Source organism: Vibrio sp. D3 (assembly GCF_043995865.1).
GTDB lineage: Bacteria > Pseudomonadota > Gammaproteobacteria > Enterobacterales > Vibrionaceae > Vibrio > Vibrio diabolicus.
The window spans coordinates 1,997,543-2,015,338 of sequence record NZ_CP171887.1 but is presented as its reverse complement, the minus strand read 5'-3'; the positions used below and the strand labels follow the sequence as shown (position 1 = coordinate 2,015,338).

The window sequence follows — 17,796 nt, the reverse complement described above, 5'->3', positions numbered from 1 at the left end:
TTTTTAGCTGAAATACAGCTTTAGTAGTTGCGAATGGCGGTGAATGCCGCGAGCAACTTCTGTGAATCTTTTTTGCCTGGTGCACTTTCTACACCAGAGTTTAAATCTAATCCCAAGCAACCTAGTGTCGCTGCTTGTTGAGCATTTTCTGGCGACAGTCCGCCTGCTAGCATAATTTGACTTGGGTCACCGATCAGTGACCAGTCGAACACTTGACCAGTTCCGCCAGTTTGGGTGCCAACTTGAGCATCTAATAGATGGCGGTCAATGTGGTCTGCAAGTAGTTCTGGCTTCGCATCAGTCACGCCATAAGCTTTCCAAATTTCTACCGCTGCTGGCAGTTCGGCTTTGAGTTGGTTTACGTAAGCTTGGTCTTCTTGACCGTGCAGTTGCACCGCTTTTAAACCCAAAGAGGTCACGACAGAAGCAACAAAATCGATATCGTGATTTTGGAAAACGCCAACGTAATTCAGTGGAGCACCGCTCATGGTTAAGCGAGCACCTTCAAGGTCGACCGCACGCTTCGACTTCTCGACAAAAATCAGGCCACCAAATACTGCACCAGCTTGATATGCTTTTGCTGCGTCATCTGGATGCGTTAAGCCACACACTTTGTTTTCGCCTAACGTCACTTTACGTACAGCAAGTTCTAAGTTGTCTTCCGCCATCAGTGAACTACCAATCAAGAAGCCGTCTGCGTATTCCGCTAAATCACGAACTTGTTGATGCGTATAAATGCCAGACTCTGAAATTACCGTCGCGTTTGGTGCCAGTTCGCGAATGGTCGGTGCCAATTCTTTAGTACGATTCAAATTGGTACTTAGGTCGCGCAAGTTACGGTTATTGATGCCGATAACGCGTGCTCCTAGATTAACGGCACGATGAAGCTCGTCTTCGTTGCTGACTTCGGTCAGAATGCCCATATTCAGGCTGTGAGCTGCTTCTTCTAGCGCTTTGTACTCTTCGTCATTCAGGACAGAAAGCATCAGAAGTACGGCATCAGCACTGTAATGACGTGCTAGGTAAACTTGGTAGGTGTCTACCATGAAGTCTTTGCACAAAACTGGTTGTTTGACTTGACCACGCACTTGAGGAAGAAAGTCAAAGTTACCTTGGAAGTACTTCTCGTCAGTTAGGACTGAAATTGCATCAGCATGGTTGTTGTAAACCGATGCAATGTAATCCAAGTTAAAGTGATCACGAATCAAACCTTTAGAAGGAGATGCCTTCTTACATTCGGTGATGAATGCTGTCTTTTCGCCACTCAGTGCATCGTAGAAGCTGCGATCCGATGGCAGTAAATCAGACTGAAATGTGCTTAGCGGTTGAGATACCTTACGGTCTGCTACCCATTGATATTTGTCGCGGACAATTTTCGCCAGTACTTCTGCCATTTCTGCTTCTTTCTTAGAAACGTGTTCAGACAGATTGTCAGCTTGCTGAGTGTTGAAGTCAGTCATCTTCTTCAATTCCTTAAGCGTGTGCGGCAAGTTGTTGTACCAATTGGTACGCCTTGCCTGAATTCATTGCCTCAATCGCTTGTTGCGTGTTGGCTTTTAAATCTTCGTGGCCGAATAGACGCATTAGCAGAGCTACGTTCACTGCCACTGCGCCCAATTGTGCGTCTGTACCTTTACCCGTCAGAATATTGGTAATGATCGCTTTGTTTTCTTCAGGATCGCCACCTTTGATCGCTTCTAGTGGGTGCGCTTCTAGACCGAAGTCTGCAGGCGTTAGTTTGTATTCTGTGATCTTACCGTCTTTGATTTCGGCAACGGTTGTTTCACCGTGAATTGCCACTTCATCCAAGCCACTGCCGTGTACTACAGCGGCGCGCTTCATACCCATTTGTAGCATGGTTTCTGCGATAGGACGAACCAGTTCTTCACTGTAAACGCCCATCAATTCGATGTTAGGACGAGCAGGGTTAATCAGTGGGCCAAGAATGTTAAAGATAGTGCGTGTTTTCATAGTTTGACGCACAGGCATCGCATGGCGCACACCACCGTGGTATTGAGGTGCAAATAGGAAAGCAACACCGATATCGTCGACCGCTTTGCGCGTATCTTCTGCGCTCATGGCTAGGTTGATACCAAATGAATCAAGAAGGTCAGAAGAACCCGATTTGCTTGAAACGCTGCGGTTGCCGTGCTTTGCCACTTTTAGACCACATGCTGCAGCAACAAATGCCGCGGTGGTTGAAATATTGATGGTGTTGTGACCGTCTCCACCAGTACCTACGATATCTGCGAAATCGTAATCTGGGCGAGGAAATGGGTTTGCGTTTGCCAGCAGTGCTTTTGCCGCACCCGCAATTTCATCCGGTGTTTCGCCTTTGATTTTTAGTGCAGTCAGTGCTGATGCCATCAAAATCGGATCGAGTTCACCACGGATGATGATGTCGAACAGTTGTTGGCTCTCTTCCTGAGTCAGTGACTCTTGCTCGTACAACTTGGTAATAATAGGGTTGATGATTGCTTCCATATTTCCTCTCCTAAATTTCTTATGTGCCAAGCGCTTTTTTAAGCAGTGAGGGAATTCACTGAAGTTTGTGCTTCGAGTGCCCATTCAATGGCATTGGCCAACAGTGTCGCTCCGTAGGTCGTCATAATAGATTCCGGGTGGAACTGGAACCCGCAAACTTTATCTTCTTCATGTACAACAGACATGACCAAATCATCCACTTCTGCTGTGATGGTTAGGCTCTCAGGAACCTTGGTTGCAACTAACGAGTGGTAACGTGCAATTGCAAGTGGTGATGGTAGGTTTTGGTAAATCGCATGGTTTTGGTGCTCCATCATAGAGACCTTACCGTGAATGATTTCGCCTGCACCAGCAACGGTACCGCCGTAAGCTTCAACAATTGCTTGGTGACCAAGACAAATACCAATCATAGGAACTTTGCCTTTCAGCAATTGAATTAGCTCTGGCATTGAGCCTGCTTCAGACGGCGCACCAGGACCTGGCGATAGCAGTACCACAGGGTTCTCAAGCTCATTCACTGCTTGTTCAATGGTTTTTGCTGGAATGTTGTTTCGGTAAATCTTGACTGAGTGACCTAGCGAGCGGAATTGATCCACAAGGTTGTAGGTGAACGAGTCAAAGTTATCGATGAATACGATGTTCGCCATGTCTGCTACTCCTTGTTCGTAGGTTGAGAATGCGCTGCTTGGATAGCAGAGATTACCGCTTGCGCTTTACCGCGCGTTTCGTCTGCTTCCGCTTGCGGATCAGAGTCGAACACCACGCCAGCACCAGCTTGAACTTGAGCAATGCCGTTCTCAACGTAAGCTGAGCGAATTACGATACATGTGTCGAGTGTACCTTCGCCGGTAAGGTAACCCACAGCACCGCCGTAGCTACCGCGTCGTGCGCCTTCTACATCGCGAATCAACTGCATTGCACGAATCTTTGGTGCACCAGTGAGCGTGCCCATGTTCATACATGCTTGGTATGCGTGCAGCGCGTCTAGGTCTTCACGCAGTTGACCAACCACACGAGATACTAAGTGCATTACGTGGCTGTAGCGGTCGACTTTTAGTAGGTCTGCTACGTGGCGTGTGCCAGCTTGAGCAATACGAGCAACGTCGTTACGTGCTAAGTCAACCAGCATCATGTGCTCTGCGTTTTCTTTCATGTCGGTACGCAGTTCAAGTTCGATGCGGCTATCTAGGTCGAAATCGATCTCTCCATTCGGGCGTTTACCACGGCGACGTGTACCTGCAATTGGGTAGATTTCAATTTGGTTGGTGTCGGTTTCGTACTTAAGCGCGCTTTCTGGTGATGCGCCAAACAAAGTGAACAGCTCATCTTGCATGTAGAACATGTAAGGGCTTGGGTTACTTTGTTTCAGTTCTTTATAAGCAGCGAGTGGAGAAGGGCAAGGTAGAGTGAATCGGCGAGATGGTACGACTTGGAACACATCGCCCTTAACTACGAACTCTTTTAAGTCGCGAACGATTTGGCAGAAGTCATCGTCAGATACGCTAGGTTCTACCGTTACGTCGGCGATTTTCTCTGCACTTGGAAGTAACTTTGGCGCCGCACATTGAGCGCTGATTTCTGCGATGCGAGTCTCTAGCGCTAGTTTTTCTGAATCATCCACAAACAATGTAGCTTGAAGCTGGCAAGATTCCGTTTGATGGTCGACAACAAGCAATGTTTCCGCTACGTAGAAAACGTAATCTGGACATTGATTGGTTGCTTCTGCATTACCAAGCGGCTCGAAGTTTGCGACTAAGTCGTAGGCAAACAGACCGCCAAGGAAAATAGCGTGTTTGTCTTGCTGTGAAATATCGAAGCTGTGTTGCACTAAACGTAGCGCGTCAAAAGAAGAAGCTTCACGTAGTCGAGAGTCTTCATCTAACGTGTCGCATGGCTGGCTAAACTCCAAAGTCAGCGTTTCGCCATCGAACTTACTCTCAACGTCACCACGGATGTTCTGGTTTAGGTGAGACAGTAGGTTTTTACCGTTGTTGGTTAACGCCTGCATGTTTACAGTGTAGCCGTAACAAACGATGCGCACCGCTGAATCGACGATTAAAAGTGATTTTAGATTCTGTTTCGAATCAATTTCAGCGGATTCGAGAAGCAAGCTATCTCTTTTGTTCTCACAAATGGTATGGAACAAACGTGTTGGGTCTTGAGTGTAAGGAACCGAAGTCTTTAATACTTCTAGGCATCCAAGTTTCTTGATTTCTATGGCCTTATTCACAAGACCTCCTTGTAGCTGTCTAAATCTTCCTGCCGTACATAGTCGCATAAAGCAAACGTTCTCCCAATCTAGAGTTAGCCATATTCGATTAATGTTTAGGCAGTTGAATGTGAAATGAGCAACAAAACAAAAAGCCCGCTTAAGTAGCGGGCTTTACAACGTTTGGTTCTATAAACTAGAAGTATACGTTTGCCCACCAAGAACCAGTCCAAGTGCGCCACCAAGCAAGATCTGATGAGTTTGTCTTATTAAGACAAACCGCAACTTTCGCTTTTTGGTTTTGGTTAAATTCTTGTAACATGGTGAACCTTAAATTACGTACTTTGTATTTGTGTACTAGTTAACTAGTGCGAGAGTAAAAAGTCAACCCCAAAACAGCATTAAAACGATAAAAATATGAGAATTGATTTACATAGTCACACCACTGCATCGGACGGTCGGTTAGAGCCTAAAGATTTAGTGGAAAGGGCGCTGAGTTTTGATATCGAGGTTTTGGCGATCACTGATCACGATACGGTTGACGGTTTGGCGTTAGCCAAGCAACACGTTCAAGACAATAATTTGCCGATCAAAATCATCAACGGCATTGAGATATCGACTGTCTGGCAAAACAAAGACATTCATATTGTCGGCTTGAATATCGATCCGGAAAATGAACAATTATCCGTCCTCATCGAGCAGCAGAAGCAGCACCGCATAACAAGGTCAGAGTTGATTGCAGAGCGACTACAAAAAGCAACTCGGGAAGGTGTGCTCGAAGAAGTAAGGCAGATCGCCGGTGATGCGCCTATTACGAGAGCGCACTTCGCGAAATGGTTGGTGGATAATGGTTACGCAAAAACCATGCAAATGGTGTTTAAAAAATACCTAACGCGTAATAACCCAGGTTATGTACCACCGAATTGGTGCTCGATGAAAGATGCGGTTGATGCTATCCATGCTGCTGGTGGTTTGGCGGTATTAGCGCATCCTGGAAGATATAAGTTGACAGCGAAGTGGATTAAGCGTCTTCTAGCAGCGTTTGTAGAAGCAAACGGCGATGCGATGGAAGTTGCACAGCCACAGCAAGCGCAACAAGAAAGGCGCAACTTGGCTGATTATGCTATACAATACAAACTATTAGCGTCTCAAGGCAGTGATTTTCACTACCCATCCCCTTGGATGGAGCTAGGAAGGAACCTTTGGTTGCCCGCAGGCGTCGAACCAGTTTGGAAAGATTGGGGTATTGATCCTTCGTTGGATATATCAAAGTAACCTCAAAGCGTGGGTTTCAGTATCAAATAACTGGAAAGTGTATATTGGGTATTAATGTGGCTTTCCTTGTCGTTGCAACTGAACAACACTTTGAATCTTGAAGTCACTTGATAAAGCACAACAAGGCGGCATTCAAGCTCCACATAAGAATATAGAGCCGAGAGGCTCGATAATGAGGAATTACAATGAGCCAGTTTTTTTACGTTCACCCAGAAAACCCACAGGCTCGCTTGATTAATCAAGCAGTAGCAATCATTCGTAACGGCGGCGTTGTGGTGTACCCTACCGATTCAGGGTACGCACTTGGCTGTCAGTTAGAGAACAAACAGGCACTGGAACGAATCTGTCAGATCCGTCGTCTGGATGATAAGCATAACTTTACATTACTGTGTCGTGATTTGTCGGAACTTTCTCTATATGCGCGAGTGGATAACTCTGCATTCCGACTACTGAAAAACAACACACCAGGTCCTTACACCTTCATCTTCAAAGGCACGAAAGAAGTGCCGCGTCGTTTGATGAACGCGAAACGTAAGACCATCGGTATCCGTGTTCCAGACAATCAAATTGCCTTGGACTTGTTGGAAGCATTAGGTGAACCGATGATGTCTACGTCGTTGATTCTACCTGGCAGTGACGTAACAGAGTCTGATCCGGAAGATATTCGCGATAAACTAGAACATGCGGTTGATGTGATTCTTAATGGCGGTTACTTAGGTGAACAGCCTACGACCGTCATTGATTTTAGCGAAGGTGAACCTGTTGTGGTGCGTTTGGGATCAGGTGACCCGGCACCATTCGAATAATTCGACTAATAGACGCACACCACAGTCAAACAAAATAGGAGGCATCGCGCCTCCTATTTTAGTTGTCATATCGAATATCTCATTGAACTTAACTGTTTTAGATTAAGCGAAATCGAAAATATCGATACCATTTTGTTCAGCATAGTTGATGTATGCAGAGCTCACGCCGTTTAGTGTCACTTCAACATTGTATTCATCACTAGAGAATACCGCCCAACCACACTCGTTGTAAGATAAAGTAAGATCATCCGCTGAATCTAAGAACGTATCGCGAATGCCATCATTGTCGGTGTCTCTGCCCATATCGAAGACAAGTTTGTCATGAAAAATATTAAAATCGACAATATCGGCTTTAATATCAATATCATTGGAAGATACAGGTTGATCCGGTACACCAATAGCCAGGCGGTTTGTAAGCACGAAAGTGTCGTCTCCACAGCCGCCGCTCAGTACTGATTCACCATCGCCAACGACGAGCGTGTCGTTACCCCAACCCCCACTCAAGTAGTTGTTGCCTGAGTAATCAAAAATTGTATCATCGCCACAACCACCAAAGAGCTTGTCATTTCCTAATCCGCCCGATAGGAAGTCGTTGCCAAAGCCGCCAGAAACAAAGTCGTTCCCTCGGCCACCGAGCAAGGTATCGTCTCCCCAGCCCCCGAAGACAACATCATTGCCTCCGTATCCTACGAACTTATCATCACCACAGAAGCCGAAGAAAATATCGGTTGTTTCAGACCCTTTTGTACCGGTCATATCGTCATCTTGAGATGTCCCAAAAATCCAATTTAGGTCTAGATTTAGCATAGACATTGTTCTATTCCTTTTTGTCTGATTTATGCCAATCGCCGAAAATGCAGAGCTAATCTAGCTAGTTAAAATACACGATAACGTTAGTGTCATTTTTAATAGTAAATAGTGACTTACCGATGCTTCTTGTCTTGCTATGAGTGCTCATTTATCCACGATGATTGGTATTACTTAGCAGCAAACTGGGACTGTTTATTTTTCGTTGTTTTTAAAGCAACACGAACAGTAAACACACCCCAAGTGGTTATCGTTGTAACCCTGACAATTTTATCAGGTACTGCACGGTTAAAGTGGCTCGGGAAGACCGATATTAGTGGGATTCTCGCTGGGCAATATCAGCATTAAGTAGGAAAAAAGTTGCAGAATAGAGTAAATATTTTCGATGTTTTAAAGTGAATTTTTGGTGTGGAGAATGGCGCCGATTTAGCTTACATTAACTGAGAAAGTTACGTATAATGTCGGACCGAAAAATCCCACTGAAATGGGTAATTAGCAAAATACAGACCAATCCTGGTCTAGACGTCTGTGAAGACGACACATAGGTAGATAAATGAGCGAAAAGTTACAAAAAGTATTAGCACGTGCTGGTCACGGTTCTCGTCGTGAGATTGAATCGTTAATTAAATCTGGTCGCGTTAGCGTGAACGGTGTAGTCGCTAAGCTTGGTGAAAGACTTGAAGACGAGAGCAGCGTAGTTCGTATCGATGGTCACATTGTCTCTGCAAAGATTCAAGAAGAAGTGATTTGTCGTGTACTTGCGTACTACAAACCCGAGGGTGAACTGTGTACTCGTCACGATCCAGAAGGTCGTCGTACTGTTTTTGATCGTCTGCCAAAAATTCGTGGCTCTCGTTGGATTTCAGTTGGTCGTCTGGATGCGAACACTTCTGGTCTTCTGCTTTTCACAACGGATGGTGAACTGGCGAACCGCTTAATGCACCCAAGCCGCCAAGTTGAACGTGAATACCTAGTACGTGTGTTCGGTGAAGTAACTGAACAGAAAGTTCGTAATCTAGTAAAAGGTGTTGAACTGGAAGACGGTTTAGCTCGCTTTGAAGATGTTGTTTACGCGGGTGGTGAAGGCATGAACCACACGTTTTACGTTGTTATCAACGAAGGTCGTAACCGCGAAGTTCGTCGACTATGGGAATCGCAAGAGTGTACCGTTAGTCGTCTGAAACGTGTTCGTTACGGCGACATCTTCCTAGACAAGAAACTGCCTCGTGGTGGTTGGATGGAGCTTGACCTGAAAGAAGTAAACTACTTGCGTGAGCTTGTAGAGCTTCGTCCAGAAAAAGAAACCATGCTTGATCTGAACAAAGACAACACGTCACGCAAACGTGAGCGTGCACGCAGCCAAAAAATTCGTCGCGCAGTTAAGCGCCATGAAGAGCGTGTTAACACGCCAAAAGGCCGCAGCAACAACCCTTCTCGTCGCAAGCCGAAGAAGACTGCTGGTGACCAAGGCGCACGTAACAAGCATCGTTAATCGATAGCAAAACATCAGAAAGGCTTGCCAATTCAGCAAGCCTTTTTCTTATCTGTTACATAACAAAAGGATCTAAAGCCGATATAGAGAAGGGTGTTTGGATAAACAAATATCGCAGCTAAACAAAACAGCAGATAAAAAAATACCAGCACTAGGCTGGTATTTTTGTTCATGATGAAGAAACGTTAATCGCGTTTCCAAAGCATATGGCAGAACTTATGTTCAGGGTCTCTGCTGATTAGCATACGAGCAAATACGTCATCAAGAACGTCATTTTCCTCATTTACTAGGCCGATACGAACCTCTGCATATACTTCTTTGTCGATCTCGAAGCCAACATGTTCAACCCAGTCATCGCCAGTTTCAACAAGTTCTGCGGCACCACGATCTTCAAATTGCGCAGTAAACAGAATCACGTCAGCAGGCTCTAGATTATCTGGAGCCATCTCAAGGAAAATGTCGTACGCTGCGTCGATGACGTCGTCGTAAGAAATCAAATCAGACATGCTTATGCTCGGCTCATGTATTTACGTTCAGCTGTGTTAATGATAACACGGTCACCAGTTGCAATGTACTCAGGAACCTGGATGACAAGACCTGAAGCGAAGCGTGCTGGTTTAGTACGAGCAGATGCAGAAGCACCTTTGATTGAAGGGTCAGTTTCTTCAATCACTAGCTCAACAGAAGATGGTAGTTCAATACCCACAGCAGCACCGTTAACAAGGATAATGTGGATACCTTGTGTATCTTCGTTGATGAACAGCATGTCGTCTTCAACTTCATTGTGCTTGAATGTGTATTGTGAGTAGTCTTCGTTATCCATGAAGATGTGCTCATCGCCGTCAGCGTATGAGTACACAACTGCACGTTTGTTCATTTCTACCGTTTCAACAACGTCATCAGACTTGTAACGCTCATCTACACGTGCGCCCGTGTTTAGATCTGTACAACGCATTTTGTAGATTTTAGCGCCGCCACGACCGCCAGGAGTCGTTACTTCGATGTCTTTAACTAGAAGAGTTTTACCATTAGACTCGATTGCGAAGCCTTTTTTGATTTCACTTGCCTTTGGCATTGTATATTCCTATTCATACTTATTAAGCAAAACTCGGTGATTATAGCGCTAAGTTAGCCGCCTAGCATTAAAATTCATTGCAGAAATTTGTTGTTACTCCCATGACTAAACACCTGAATGGACTTGATTCAGTGAGTCGGCTAAGAGAACATATAGTCCAATTTCTTGAACCATCTGAGAACACGTTTTAAGCCATGTCTCTGCCTGTTATCGATCCTAAACAACCATTTCAACCAGAGTTTGCGCCTTTAATTAGGGAAGTTACCGCTTGTCTCAAAGGTGGACTGGGGCAAAACTTACACAGCGTTTATGTGTACGGCAGTGTTGCTCGAAAAACAGCGATCGCAGGAAGGTCGAACTTAGACCTGGTTGTCGTTACTAAATCGTCTTTTGAGCACAATCGCGCGACTTTACTCAACACGATTAAGTGGCGCGCGCAGCAAAGTCATCCTCAAGTTAGTGGCGTATCGGTCCGCACAGCGCTAGTGAGTGAAGTGGCTAACTTAGATAGCATTTTTACTTGGGGCTTTATGCTTAAGCATTGCTGTGTCTGTGTCTATGGTGATGATCTGGCAGATTGTTTTGGTGATTACGTTCCTAGTTGGGAAATTGCTAAGCACTGGAATATGGATGTGGAAGATTGGATTACGGTGTATCGCAAAAAAATCGTCCAAGCGAAGACGATAGAAGAGCAGGTGGCCGCTCAACGCGTGATTGCTAAAAAGTTACTAAGAGCGTCATACTCTTTGGTGATGTATCGAGATAAACGTTGGTTTGATGACCCCGTAGAGTGTGGCAAGGTATTCTTAACTTATCATCCTGAAAAGCAGCTTGAGATCGAGCGGCTAGAAATCTTACTTTCTGGCCGGGGTATTCCCAAGCGTTCTGTTATCGGGCTAATTGATGCGTTTGGTGATTGGTTAGTCAAACAGTACCAGAAAACAGAGTTTCGTATCGGCTAAAACAACCCCATTTGTGGTGCTGAAAGCCTGTCAAAATCCGTCCCAATGAAAGGGAGAATCGCATCTGCAACGGGTTTGAGTTGTTTATCAATGTAATGTTGATAATCAATCGGGCTATTGAGGTACTCATAAGGTTCAGGACCGTTCACGGTAATAATGTATTCAATTCGTCCTTTGTTTTGATACTGTAATGGGCGGCCAAGCTTGGCATTTATCTCATCCGCTAAACGAGCTGCACGCACTTGTGGTGGGACGTTCTTCTGATACTCATGCAGTTTTCTGCGCAGTCGCTTTTGATACACCAACTGTTCATCAAATTCACCGTTGTTAGTTTTCTCAACCATCTCTCGGACATAGTCGCTTGGATCTTCACCATGGAAAATCATGCTATAGAGTGTATTTTGAAATTTCTGTGCTAACGAGGTCCAGTCAGTACGGGCACTTTCTAACCCTTTAAATACAATCCGTTCTTGCTCTCCTTCACCGATTAAACCCGCATAGCGCTTTTTCGAGCCAGTTTCTGCGCCACGAATCGTTGGCATAAGGAATCTGCGATAATGGGTTTCATACTCGATTTCCAACATAGATGTTAGGTTGTACTCAGAACGCAGGTGTTCTTGCCACCAAGAGTTGATGTAATCAACTAATTGATTTCCAACAGCGTCGGCTTCTACTTGACTGTATGGTCGATTCAACGACACGAATGTGGAATCCGTATCGCCGTAAATCACTTGATATCCTTGCTCCTCAATCAGCACCTTAGTTTGCTTCATGATTTCATGTCCGCGCATGGTAATACTAGAAGCTAACCGAGTATCAAAGAAACGACATCCCGATGAACCCAGTACGCCATAAAAGGAGTTCATGATGATTTTGATTGCCTGAGAAAAAGCTTTTTCATTGTTCTTCTTTGCAACATCACGTGCTGCCCAAAGCTTTTCAATCATTTCTGGTAAAAAGTGTTTCGTACGATGGAACTGCCCACCGCGAAAGCCAGGTACTGCTTTATCATCTTCTTTACCAATATCGAGTAATAACCCCTCAACCAAACCCATAGGATCAATCAAGAAAGAGCGAATAATCGATGGGTATAGACTCTTAAAGTCCAACACTAAAACAGAATCATATAGGTTAGGGATGGAGTCCATCACGTAACCGCCGGGGCTCGCAATCCAATTTTCTGGGTGTAGGTTCGGGGCAACATAGCCTGCGCGGTGTATTTGCGGCATGTATAAGTTAGTGAATGCCGCTACCGAGCCACCGACACGATCCAGTTCTACACCAGTGAGGCGAGAGCGTTCAATTGCAAAGTCGAGCAGGTGAGTGTGATTGAAAATCTTGTTCACCAACACGCAGTCTTGTAAGTTATATTTAGCCAGCGATGGTTTGTCGGAGCGGTACATACGATTGATTTCATCCATACGGTCATGAACGTTGTGGATTTCTTTCCCTTCCCCCAAGAGTTCTTGAGATACAGACTCTAATGACCAAGACCGAAAGTGATAAGTCGCCGTTTTTAACGTATCGATACCGTCCATTACAACTCGCCCGGGAATGGAAATAAACCCTTGTTGGCTTTGAGATGAACTTCTGAAAAAGCTGGCTTGGTCTGCTCTGCCAAGCATTAGCTTCATGTTGTGCCATTCTGCTCGTTTGTGTAGCAGGCGAAAGTCAAAATCAATGACGTTCCAACCGACAATGACATCGGGGTCGAATTGTTTAAACCAATCGATGAGTGCTTCTAGAAGCGCCTTTTCATCCTGGACCCATTGTATCGGTGTATCCGAAGGCTCTGGTTCTCCGATCATGATAACGCGGGAATCCATGACGCTGTCTAATCCGATGGAGTAAAGAATGCCTTTCTCAGAGCATTCTAGATCTAACGAGACAACGTTTAACTTCGGCTCATATTGCCCCGTACGGCATTTTGCGTTCTGGACGCGTTGGTAGCCATTGGTACGAGTCACATTGCCTGTAAATTCAATACTACCTTTAATAAAACGCTCCATGAGGTAGCGATCGGCGAGGCGAATATCACTTTCGTAAGTGGTGATATCATTTTGAGCGAACGTGTCTTTAAGTGTGAGAGCGTCTCTGGTTACGTTGGTATAGCATGCAGAAAGAGGCGTATGTTCAAACGTTTTGAGATCCAAAAGGCGGATGTCGACGGGTATGTTTTTTTCTCGCGCGAGTGTTTTTGCTTGCTCTGAGTGTTTCTGAGCGATGAAAAATACTGGCTTCTCACCATTAATAATTAACTGAGTAGGACCTGCTTCTGTCGAAAGCCACAGCTCGATTTGAGTTTGACCTTTGATGTCTCGTGCCTGTCGAGTAAGCAGAAAGCCTTGTTGGATATTCAAATGTGAGAAACCTTAGAAAACTTGAAGAACGCTAGTTTAACATTAAGAACTGTAAAAATAACCAGTAAAGAAAGCGGTTCAAATTTTTGCTGGAATTAGTGATTACAAGTTAGCCTCTGGTGCAAGAGGGACAGTGTCATTTTAAGTTATAGCGTGTTTCTCTGGGCAATATGAAACCTAGTTACTTGATTTATTGTACTTAATGTTGTTAATTGTCTTTTCTTAGATTTCGGTTCTGCTCATCACGCTCTAAAATAATAGAGTGGTTTATGAATAAGTTCTTGCTAAAGTTTGCGTTTCAGCACATATTCATAGAAAGCAATTTTTTGTCGATTACGTTAGTATATAGGCAGTCATACTGATATCCACATTTAACAAATAATGGTTATGTGGGTGCAGAACCAATACAAAGTGTGGAGATACAAGTTTGATAAATGTTTTCCTTGTAGATGATCACGAGCTGGTTCGCACAGGGATACGACGTATTATTGAAGACGTCCGTGGAATGAACGTAGCAGGAGAAGCTGACAGCGGTGAAGATGCAGTAAAATGGTGTCGCAGTAATCATGCTGACGTCGTTTTAATGGACATGAACATGCCAGGAATTGGTGGCTTGGAAGCCACTAAAAAAATTCTTCGCGTGAATCCTGATGTGAAAATCATCGTACTTACCGTTCATACAGAAAACCCGTTTCCAACCAAGGTGATGCAGGCAGGTGCGTCTGGTTATTTAACCAAAGGTGCTGGCCCTGATGAAATGGTGAATGCGATTCGTGTAGTTAATAGTGGGCAGCGTTACATCTCACCAGAGATTGCGCAGCAGATGGCATTGAGTCAATTTTCTCCAGCCTCTGAGAACCCTTTTAAAGACTTATCCGAACGTGAATTGCAGATCATGCTTATGATCACTAAAGGTCAAAAGGTAACGGATATTTCTGAGCAACTTAATTTAAGTCCAAAGACAGTCAACAGCTATCGCTACCGACTCTTTAGTAAATTGGACATTAATGGTGACGTTGAGTTAACTCACTTAGCGATTCGCCACGGAATGCTGGACACCGAGACCCTTTAGTGTGAATCCTCCCTTCGATTCGGCTTCCTTTCTCAAGACAGTAACTCATCAGCCCGGCGTTTACAGAATGTACAACGCCGAAGCTGTTGTCATCTATGTAGGTAAAGCCAAAGACCTAAAAAAGCGCCTTTCAAGCTACTTTCGGAAAAAAGTAGACAGTGAGAAAACTCGCGCGCTTGTCAGTAATATCGCCAAAATTGACGTCACAGTGACTCACACTGAGACAGAAGCGCTCATCTTAGAGCATAACTACATCAAGCAGTATTTACCGAAATACAATGTTTTGCTGCGAGATGATAAGTCTTACCCTTATATCTTTATTAGCGGTCATAAGCACCCACGGCTTTCTATCCACCGTGGCGCCAAGAAGCGCAAAGGTGAATATTTTGGCCCCTACCCAGATTCTGGTGCAGTAAGAGAAACATTGCATTTGCTGCAAAAGATATTTCCTGTGCGCCAGTGTGAAGACACTGTCTATTCCAACCGAACGCGCCCATGTTTGATGTACCAAATTGGCCGTTGTGCAGGGCCATGCGTTGATACCATCATTTCTGATGAAGAATACGCAGAGTTGGTTGGCTTTGTGCGCATGTTTTTGCAAGGCAAAGACCAGCAAGTACTCAAACAACTGATCGAGAAAATGGAAGTTGCCAGTCAGCAATTGCGCTTTGAAGATGCCGCTAAATTTCGCGATCAAATCCAAGCGATTAGACGTGTTCAAGAGCAGCAGTACGTCTCAGAAGACAGCATGGATGATATGGATGTACTAGGGTTTGCTCAGGAGAATGGTATCGCGTGTATCCATATCCTGATGATACGCCAAGGCAAAGTGCTTGGTAGCCGTAGCCATTTTCCGAAAATCCCACAAAATACAAGCCAGCAGGAAGTGTTCGATAGTTTTCTGACTCAATACTATTTGAGCCATAACGAAGCACGTACAATTCCTTCTCGTATTATTTTGAATCAAGAGTTGGCAGAAGATATTGCGCCAATACAGAAAGCGTTAAGTGAAGTGGCAGGCCGTAAGGTTCATTTCCATACGTCGCCAACTGGCTCTCGAGCAAGGTATCTCAAGCTTTCGAACACGAATGCACTAACAGCGATTACCACCAAAATCAATCACAAGATGACGATTAATCAGCGTTTTCATGCGCTTCGCGAAACATTGAAGTTGGAGTCTATAGCTCGAATGGAGTGTTTTGATATCTCCCATACTATGGGGGAAAGTACGATTGCATCGTGTGTGGTGTTCAACAATGAAGGCCCCGTTAAGCAGGAGTATCGTCGCTATAACATCACTGGCATTACCGGTGGTGACGATTACGCTGCAATGGGACAAGCGTTGGAGCGCCGTTATTCGAAGCAATTGGACGTAGAGAAAATTCCCGACATCATCTTTATCGATGGTGGTAAAGGTCAGTTAAATCGTGCGCATGACATCATTTCGCAGTACTGGGGGGATTGGCCAAAGCGTCCTATCATGATTGGTATTGCAAAAGGCGTTACTCGCAAACCAGGTTTAGAAACGCTGATTACAGTCGATGGGGACGAGTTTCATTTACCAAGCGATGCTCCTGCGTTGCACCTTATTCAACATATTCGTGATGAAAGCCATAACCATGCTATAGCGGGGCACCGTGCTAAGCGAGGTAAAACCAGACGTACGAGTGCACTTGAAGGGATTGAGGGAATTGGCCCTAAACGACGTCAGGCGTTACTCAAGTACATGGGTGGGTTACAAGAACTTAAACGTGCAAGTGTCGAAGAAATCGCCAAAGTACCGGGAATAAGTCACTCTTTAGCAGAAATTATTTTCCAAGCATTGAAACAATAAGGAAAATCGCGCAACATTAAGCCGCAATGTGTAAGAGAATAATAAAATGCGTTTGAATATCCCGAACATTCTGTCTCTTCTTAGACTGTTCCTAATCCCTGTTTTTGTGGTTGTCTTTTATCTACCTTATTCATGGGCACCGTTTGCAGCAGCAATGGTGTTTTGGGTAGCGGGTTTTACTGACTGGCTTGACGGTATGTTGGCCCGTAAACTTGGCCAAACTTCTCGTTTTGGTGCGTTTATTGATCCTGTTGCTGATAAAGTGCTAGTGGCAACGGCATTGATTTTAATCACGGAACATTACCATTCAATTTGGGTGACCATTCCTGCGGTAACGATGATCGCGCGAGAAATCATTATCTCAGCATTGCGAGAATGGATGGCTGAAATCGGTAAGCGAGCCAGTGTTGCGGTATCTTGGGTTGGCAAAGTAAAAACTGTTTCGCAAATGTTCGCCTTATGGGTGTTGATATGGCGTTACGATGAATGGATGGTTTGGCTAGGCTTTGCAGCATTGTATGTGGCAACTTTCTTGACGTACTGGTCAATGATTCAATATTTAGCAGCTGCGAAAGACGATCTGTTGAATGAAGAGCATCATTAAATTCTGATATTAGAAAGCAGGCTTAATAGCCTGCTTTTTTGTATCTAAGATAATCTACAGCATTTCTTTGCTTCTCACGTTTTTCAATGCTTGCTAACAGTCATGCTTGAAATTTGTATCTGGGGCTTTTGCTTCGATAGAGTTCCATATGTGATCTAAGTCTTGTTTTCGCCCTTGGAGAGTCTCAGAGAAGCGAGCCTCCTGATTATTAACGCTTCAATACACGTAACGCACGGCCATCAGTGTAAGGCGTAGCCAAAGTTTTATGATAAACAAGTGTATTTAAGCGATTTTTAGTATTAAAACTAAGCAATCCACCGTCTTTCGCACAAATTCTAGTCAAACGATTTAAAAAAATAAAAATAGTATTGACTCGATCGCTCGAATCCGTAGAATGCATCCCGTACCCAAGAGAGCACAGCTCAGTAGGGTGGTGAAAAAAGCTTAGCTTTATTCACAGATTAGGCGCCTTGGCAGAGTGGCTATGCAGCGGATTGCAAATCCGTGGACCTCGGTTCGACTCCGGGAGGCGCCTCCATTATTCTTTTGAGAGTGAATAGCTTTCGAGAATAAATGCGACACTAGCTCAGTTGGTAGAGCGCAACCTTGCCAAGGTTGAGGTCACGAGTTCGAACCTCGTGTGTCGCTCCAAATTTTATTGATATGGCGTTAGCGGTATCAGATGGTGTTTTACTTTTCTGTAAAGGCATCACAAAGAATATTTGTGTGCCCTGGTGGTGGAATTGGTAGACACAAGGGATTTAAAATCCCTCGACGTTCGCGTTGTGCCGGTTCAAGTCCGGCCCGGGGCACCAT

At 44.7% G+C, this 17,796-nt stretch carries 16 protein-coding genes, 3 tRNA genes and 1 other annotated feature; of the genes, 10 read left to right on the top strand and 9 right to left on the bottom strand.

Annotated features, from left to right (window positions below):
* Positions 1-20 precede the first annotated feature (20 nt).
* The 5 genes from trpCF to ACHFJ9_RS17305 all read right to left on the bottom strand — a co-directional run bounded on the left by trpCF (position 21) and on the right by ACHFJ9_RS17305 (position 5,015).
* On the bottom strand, positions 21-1,460 hold the full coding sequence (gene trpCF / locus ACHFJ9_RS17325) for a bifunctional indole-3-glycerol-phosphate synthase TrpC/phosphoribosylanthranilate isomerase TrpF (RefSeq protein WP_317397077.1): 1,440 nt from the start codon (positions 1,458-1,460) through the stop codon (positions 21-23).
* 13 nt (positions 1,461-1,473) lie between these two features.
* Positions 1,474-2,484 (bottom strand): anthranilate phosphoribosyltransferase, encoded by a 1,011-nt coding sequence (gene trpD, locus ACHFJ9_RS17320; RefSeq protein ID WP_017635721.1) that lies wholly within the window; start codon positions 2,482-2,484, stop codon positions 1,474-1,476.
* A gap of 38 nt (positions 2,485-2,522) precedes the next feature.
* Positions 2,523-3,131, bottom strand: a complete 609-nt coding sequence (locus tag ACHFJ9_RS17315; protein ID WP_317397075.1) for an aminodeoxychorismate/anthranilate synthase component II — start codon at positions 3,129-3,131, stop codon at positions 2,523-2,525.
* Positions 3,132-3,136: 5 nt separating this feature from the next.
* On the bottom strand, positions 3,137-4,714 hold the full coding sequence (locus ACHFJ9_RS17310) for an anthranilate synthase component 1 (RefSeq protein ID WP_317397074.1): 1,578 nt from the start codon (positions 4,712-4,714) through the stop codon (positions 3,137-3,139).
* Between the two features lie 125 nt (positions 4,715-4,839).
* Positions 4,840-4,943 (bottom strand) — a sequence feature (Trp leader region).
* Positions 4,890-5,015, bottom strand: a complete 126-nt coding sequence (locus ACHFJ9_RS17305; protein WP_317397073.1) for a Trp operon leader peptide — start codon at positions 5,013-5,015, stop codon at positions 4,890-4,892. Its footprint overlaps the feature before it by 54 nt.
* Positions 5,016-5,110: 95 nt before the next feature.
* Here ACHFJ9_RS17305 and rnm point away from each other — a divergent pair, with 95 nt between their 5' ends.
* On the top strand, positions 5,111-5,968 hold the full coding sequence (gene rnm / locus ACHFJ9_RS17300) for an RNase RNM (RefSeq protein ID WP_395355676.1): 858 nt from the start codon (positions 5,111-5,113) through the stop codon (positions 5,966-5,968).
* 185 nt (positions 5,969-6,153) lie between these two features.
* Positions 6,154-6,774, top strand: a complete 621-nt coding sequence (locus ACHFJ9_RS17295) for an L-threonylcarbamoyladenylate synthase (RefSeq protein WP_005376791.1) — start codon at positions 6,154-6,156, stop codon at positions 6,772-6,774.
* Positions 6,775-6,876: 102 nt separating this feature from the next.
* On the opposite strand, the gene ACHFJ9_RS17290 is transcribed toward ACHFJ9_RS17295, so the two are convergent.
* Positions 6,877-7,587, bottom strand: coding sequence for a calcium-binding protein (locus ACHFJ9_RS17290; RefSeq protein ID WP_005394815.1), 711 nt, complete (start codon positions 7,585-7,587; stop codon positions 6,877-6,879).
* Between the two features lie 547 nt (positions 7,588-8,134).
* On the opposite strand from ACHFJ9_RS17290, the gene rluB reads away from it, so the two are divergent.
* Positions 8,135-9,073: a 23S rRNA pseudouridine(2605) synthase RluB gene (gene rluB, locus ACHFJ9_RS17285; protein ID WP_005376798.1), complete on the top strand. Its 939-nt coding sequence runs from the start codon at positions 8,135-8,137 to the stop codon at positions 9,071-9,073.
* Positions 9,074-9,258: 185 nt separating this feature from the next.
* Here the strand turns inward: rluB and ACHFJ9_RS17280 are convergent, their stop codons facing one another.
* Both ACHFJ9_RS17280 and yeiP read right to left on the bottom strand, forming a co-directional pair.
* A complete protein-coding gene (locus ACHFJ9_RS17280) occupies positions 9,259-9,579 on the bottom strand; it encodes an HI1450 family dsDNA-mimic protein (protein ID WP_005376800.1) in 321 nt (106 codons plus the stop codon).
* 2 nt (positions 9,580-9,581) lie between these two features.
* Positions 9,582-10,148: an elongation factor P-like protein YeiP gene (gene yeiP, locus ACHFJ9_RS17275; RefSeq protein WP_005376801.1), complete on the bottom strand. Its 567-nt coding sequence runs from the start codon at positions 10,146-10,148 to the stop codon at positions 9,582-9,584.
* Between the two features lie 194 nt (positions 10,149-10,342).
* Between yeiP and ACHFJ9_RS17270 the strand changes: the two genes are divergently transcribed.
* Complete coding sequence (locus ACHFJ9_RS17270; protein WP_395355672.1) at positions 10,343-11,110, top strand: nucleotidyltransferase domain-containing protein; 768 nt, start codon at positions 10,343-10,345, stop codon at positions 11,108-11,110.
* Here the strand turns inward: ACHFJ9_RS17270 and ACHFJ9_RS17265 are convergent.
* Positions 11,107-13,470, bottom strand: coding sequence for a DNA polymerase II (locus tag ACHFJ9_RS17265; RefSeq protein ID WP_395187026.1), 2,364 nt, complete (start codon positions 13,468-13,470; stop codon positions 11,107-11,109). The two genes, ACHFJ9_RS17270 and ACHFJ9_RS17265, sit on opposite strands and share 4 nt — an antisense overlap.
* Positions 13,471-13,897: 427 nt before the next feature.
* Between ACHFJ9_RS17265 and uvrY the strand changes: the two genes are divergently transcribed.
* From uvrY to ACHFJ9_RS17235, 6 genes are all read left to right on the top strand, one after another.
* The gene (gene uvrY / locus ACHFJ9_RS17260; protein WP_005386783.1) at positions 13,898-14,542 is read left to right on the top strand and encodes a UvrY/SirA/GacA family response regulator transcription factor; all 645 of its coding nucleotides are present in this window, start codon (positions 13,898-13,900) and stop codon (positions 14,540-14,542) included.
* A 1-nt stretch (position 14,543) separates the two neighbouring features.
* Complete coding sequence (uvrC, locus tag ACHFJ9_RS17255) at positions 14,544-16,376, top strand: excinuclease ABC subunit UvrC (RefSeq protein ID WP_025767270.1); 1,833 nt, start codon at positions 14,544-14,546, stop codon at positions 16,374-16,376.
* A gap of 46 nt (positions 16,377-16,422) precedes the next feature.
* A complete protein-coding gene (gene pgsA, locus ACHFJ9_RS17250; protein WP_005394805.1) occupies positions 16,423-16,980 on the top strand; it encodes a CDP-diacylglycerol--glycerol-3-phosphate 3-phosphatidyltransferase in 558 nt (185 codons plus the stop codon).
* A gap of 464 nt (positions 16,981-17,444) precedes the next feature.
* A tRNA-Cys gene (locus ACHFJ9_RS17245) sits at positions 17,445-17,518 on the top strand.
* A 37-nt stretch (positions 17,519-17,555) separates the two neighbouring features.
* Positions 17,556-17,631: transfer RNA gene (locus ACHFJ9_RS17240), tRNA-Gly, on the top strand.
* A gap of 77 nt (positions 17,632-17,708) precedes the next feature.
* Positions 17,709-17,795 (top strand) — tRNA-Leu (locus ACHFJ9_RS17235).
* The last annotated feature ends 1 nt before the right edge of the window (position 17,796 follow it).